The 1515-nt window shown below is 76.0% G+C and carries 2 protein-coding genes; both read left to right on the forward strand.

What is annotated here, in order from left to right; translation table 11 throughout:
* Positions 1-155: 155 nt before the first annotated feature.
* Positions 156-806 (forward strand): transglycosylase SLT domain-containing protein, encoded by a 651-nt coding sequence (locus tag AE652_RS41170; RefSeq protein ID WP_053112595.1) that lies wholly within the window; start codon positions 156-158, stop codon positions 804-806.
* 233 nt (positions 807-1039) lie between these two features.
* The coding region (locus tag AE652_RS41175) for a glycosyltransferase family 2 protein (RefSeq protein ID WP_049661092.1) at positions 1040-1515 on the forward strand (476 nt) is incomplete at its 3' end.

The following is a 1515-nucleotide window of genomic DNA, read 5'->3' on the forward strand; positions in this document are numbered from 1 at the left end:
CCCCGCCGCCGCGCAGCCCGCCCGCCCCGCCGTTTCCGTCGGGGCGCCACGGCCGTCCAGGGCGGCCGCACGGGCCCCGCTCACCCGGAGCCCACGCGATGCCCCGCCCCCGGTGCCACCGGCACGGCCCCCGACGGAGAAGGATCGTCCGCCCCATGCAGCTCAGCCATGCCCGCCGCAACTCCCTGATCACCGGCGTCGCCACCCTCGTGGTCGCGAGCGCCGCCACCGCGGCCCTCGCCATCCCGCAGGCCGGGAACGGCACCGAGGCCGCCCCCGTGGCCGCCGTGTCGGTGGACGGCACGCTGGTCGCCGAGCAGGGCCAGGCCGACACCGCTGCCGCCGGCGCCGCCGAGCAGGCCGCCCAGGAGGCCCAGGCCAAGGCCGAGGCGGACGCCGCCGCCCAGGCCCAGGCCGAGGCGCAGGCCCAGGCGGACGCCAAGGCCAAGGCCGACGCCGAGGCCGCCGCCTCCCGCTCCCAGGAGCGCCAGGACCTGAACAGCGCCCCGGCCGCCTACTCCGGCACCCCGCAGCAGATCGCCGCGCAGATCGTCCCGGCCGGCCAGCTCCAGTGCTTCAGCAACATCGTGTTCCGCGAGAGCAGCTGGAACCCCCTCGCGGTGAACGCCTCCTCCGGCGCCTACGGCCTGGTCCAGGCCCTGCCCGGCTCCAAGATGGCCTCCGCGGGCGCCGACTGGCGCACCAACCCGGCCACCCAGATCAAGTGGGGCCTGAACTACATGAACACCCGCTACGGCAGCCCCTGCGCCGCCTGGTCGTTCTGGCAGTCCCACCACTGGTACTAGGCCGATCGGCCACCCGGGGCCCGCGACGCACCGCGCGTCGCGGGCCCCGGCGCGTATCACCCCAGGTCGGAAGCCGGACCGGGACCCGGGCCGGAGCCCGGGCCGGGCGTGGACACGTCCGGAAGGCGGCGTGAAGATCTGGCGCACACTCGTACGGTTTGCCACTGATTGATCGGAATTACGGACCGTCAGGGCTTTGCCACGGTTCGCGAGCCCTCTTACGCTCCGGCGTCATGCCCTCACCCCTGATCAGCGTCGTGCTCCCCGCCTACGACCGGCACGAACAGCTCGCCGACTGCCTGGACTCGCTGCTCGCCCAGTCCCTGGCCGACGTCGAGGTGATCGTGGTCGCCGACCGCTCCCCCGAGACCGCGGGCGGGCTCGCCGACGCGTACGCCGCCCGGCACCCGCAGGTGTCGGTGCTGCACCTGAACGCCGCGGTCGGGGTCGGGGCGAGCCGGAACGCGGGCGCGGCGCGGGCCACCGGCGAGTACCTGCTGTTCCTGGACGCCGACCACCTGCTGCCCCGGGACGCGCTGCGCACACTCGCCGACCGGCTCCGGCAGACCGGCCCGGTGGACGTGCTGCTGTTCGGCCACTCCCGCCGGCACCAGGACCGGGACTGGCCGGGCGGCGCCGAGGCGCTGCTCGCCGAGGCCGGCCCCGAGCCGTTCGCGCCCTTCGACCGGCCCGCGCTGTTCGGCGCGCC

It is taken from the genome of Kitasatospora sp. MY 5-36, from assembly GCF_001182915.1.
GTDB lineage: Bacteria > Actinomycetota > Actinomycetes > Streptomycetales > Streptomycetaceae > Kitasatospora.